This is a genomic window from Streptomyces sp. NPDC052036 (assembly GCF_040680495.1).
Lineage (GTDB): Bacteria > Actinomycetota > Actinomycetes > Streptomycetales > Streptomycetaceae > Streptomyces.
Map to the genome: position 1 here is coordinate 1 of NZ_JBFAWW010000116.1, position 2,132 is coordinate 2,132.

Annotated in this window: 2 protein-coding genes; both read left to right on the forward strand. The window is 64.1% G+C overall.

The window, feature by feature from the left end; genetic code table 11:
- The first annotated feature begins 125 nt into the window (after positions 1–125).
- Complete coding sequence (locus AB0L95_RS42090; protein ID WP_365171949.1) at positions 126–1,706, forward strand: pyridoxal-dependent decarboxylase; 1,581 nt, start codon at positions 126–128, stop codon at positions 1,704–1,706.
- A gap of 180 nt (positions 1,707–1,886) precedes the next feature.
- A partial coding sequence (locus AB0L95_RS42095) for a transposase family protein (RefSeq protein WP_365171951.1) occupies positions 1,887–2,132 on the forward strand: 246 nt, incomplete at its 3' end.

Genomic DNA, 2,132 nt, shown 5'->3' on the forward strand with positions numbered 1-2,132 from the left:
TCCGTAATTCCGCGGCCTGTTCCGAAGAGAGGTTCATGCACTACCCAACGAGTCAAAGAGCTTCAGGTGACACAAACCAGATCACGCGACACTAGCAGATTCAATTCGGTAAAGGTCGTCCCGCGATGAGCAACGCCCCTCGTTTCTCCGGCAGTCTTCCCTCCCTTCTTCCGCGCTGGGATCTCGGCCTGACACGATTGAAGATCGCTGCACTGACACGTGAGGTAACTGCCCCACATAGTGCCGCCGACGATCTTTACGACGCTTTGCCCAATCTCACTCCAGAACAGGTCCAGCTTTCCCCTCTCGGTCTCCACCCAGGCCAGGTGGCCGATGTTCGCCTTCGCCTGCAGCACCACCTGGCCGAGCAGGCAAAAAAATTCGCCGGGTTTCAGATAAATCTCGACTTCACATGCGCAGAGAGCATAGCCCCTTTTCTTGACAGCAGTCTCAACAACGCCGGCGACCCTTACGAGTCCCGCGCTTACTCGCTGAACTCCAAGATCCTCGAACGCGCCGTTCTCGACCACTTCGCCGCTCTGTGGAACGCACCTTGGCCACACGATCCAAACGCCCCGGATACTTACTGGGGCTATATCCTGGCGATGGGATCGACCGAGGGGAACCTGCACGGACTATGGAGCGCCCGCGACTATCTCAGCGGTGCCCCCCTGTTTAATGACGCAGTCCCACCGCCGCCTTCGGTCACCTCGCCCCCCGTTCTGCTGTACTGCGAGGAGGCCCACTACTCGATCGTCAAGGCGGCTCGTATCCTCAACCTTGACACACCGGCGACGCTTGGCAATCGCCTCTACCCGGGGGAGAACCCGCTGGCGCCGGAGCGCCCATGGCCCGCCTGCGTGCCCGCCCGAGGCGGCCCATCCGGCGACGGCGATATTGATGTCGAGGCCCTCACCACCCTCGCACAGTTCTTCGCTGCTCGGGGGCACCCCCTCATCGTTGCCCTCACCTGCGGCACCACTTTCAAGGGCGCCCACGACGACGTTCCCGCGGTCGACGCGGCCCTCACCGCTGCCTACCGCGGACGGCCCCACCCCCCACACAGCCGCCGTCCCTACTGGATCCACGTCGACGGTGCGCTCGCCGCAACCACCGCCCCTTTCCAACGCATGGCCGCCGAAGCCCGCCTCCTGCCCAGCGCCCCACCACCCTTCGACTTCCGCGTTCCCGGGGTCTGTTCCCTGACTACCAGCGCCCACAAATGGCTCGGCACCCCCTGGGAATGCGGCATTTACATGACCCGCACCGGCCTACGCCCCCATCCTCCCGCTTCCGCTGAATACGTCGGAGCCCCCGACACCACCCTCAGTGGTTCACGTAACGGCTTCTCCGCGCTGATCATGTGGGAACGTCTCGCCGGGCACTCCTATGACGACCATATCCGCACCATCGTGCGCTGCGACCACGTCGCCGACTACGCGCTACACCAACTCCGAGAGCTCCAGTCCACCCTGGGCATCGACCTGTGGCCATCCCGAACACCACACTCCCTCGCCATACGCTTCCGTGCCCCCGCCCAGCACCTCGCCCACCGCTACTCCCTGTCCTGCGAGACACACACCATCGACGGCACTGCACGAACAAGCGCCCATCTATACGCCATGCCCCACCTGACAACCGAAACCGTAGACCTCCTCATCCACGACCTCCGCCACCCCCACGCCTTTGAAGGGGACTTCACCTGATTACTTGACCGGTGCCCTGCCCCAGGGCGGATGCAAGTTCCGGGGACGTGCGGCTGGTCGGGTTGTGACTGGTTGGGGCACATAACAGGACAGGCACGGGCTTCGTGATCATTGTGGTGTCTAAGCCAGATGATCATGAGGTTGCCCGTGCCTGCCGCTGTATCTTCTCCCATTCCCGCCGTGCTGGTGAAGCTGGGGCCGCTGGATGCCGGTCGGATCGCTGACCTGCGTCCCTGCTTCGACTCGGTGCCCGACCCGCGCTCCCGGCGGGGCCGGTGGTACTCGCTGACCGCGATCCTGCTGGTGTGTGCCTGCGCGGTCGTCTCGGGAGGCAGGAGCATCGACGAGCTCGCCGAGTGGGGCCAGCGTGCTTCGAACGCACTCCTGACAGCGATCGGGATCCGCCGCCACCTGCCCAGATGGCGG

What these genes read in the sequence shown, in the direction of transcription:
- AB0L95_RS42090 (WP_365171949.1), top strand. Translation starts at nt 126, where the DNA reads ATGAGCAACGCCCCTCGTTTCTCCGGCAGTCTTCCCTCCCTTCTTCCG.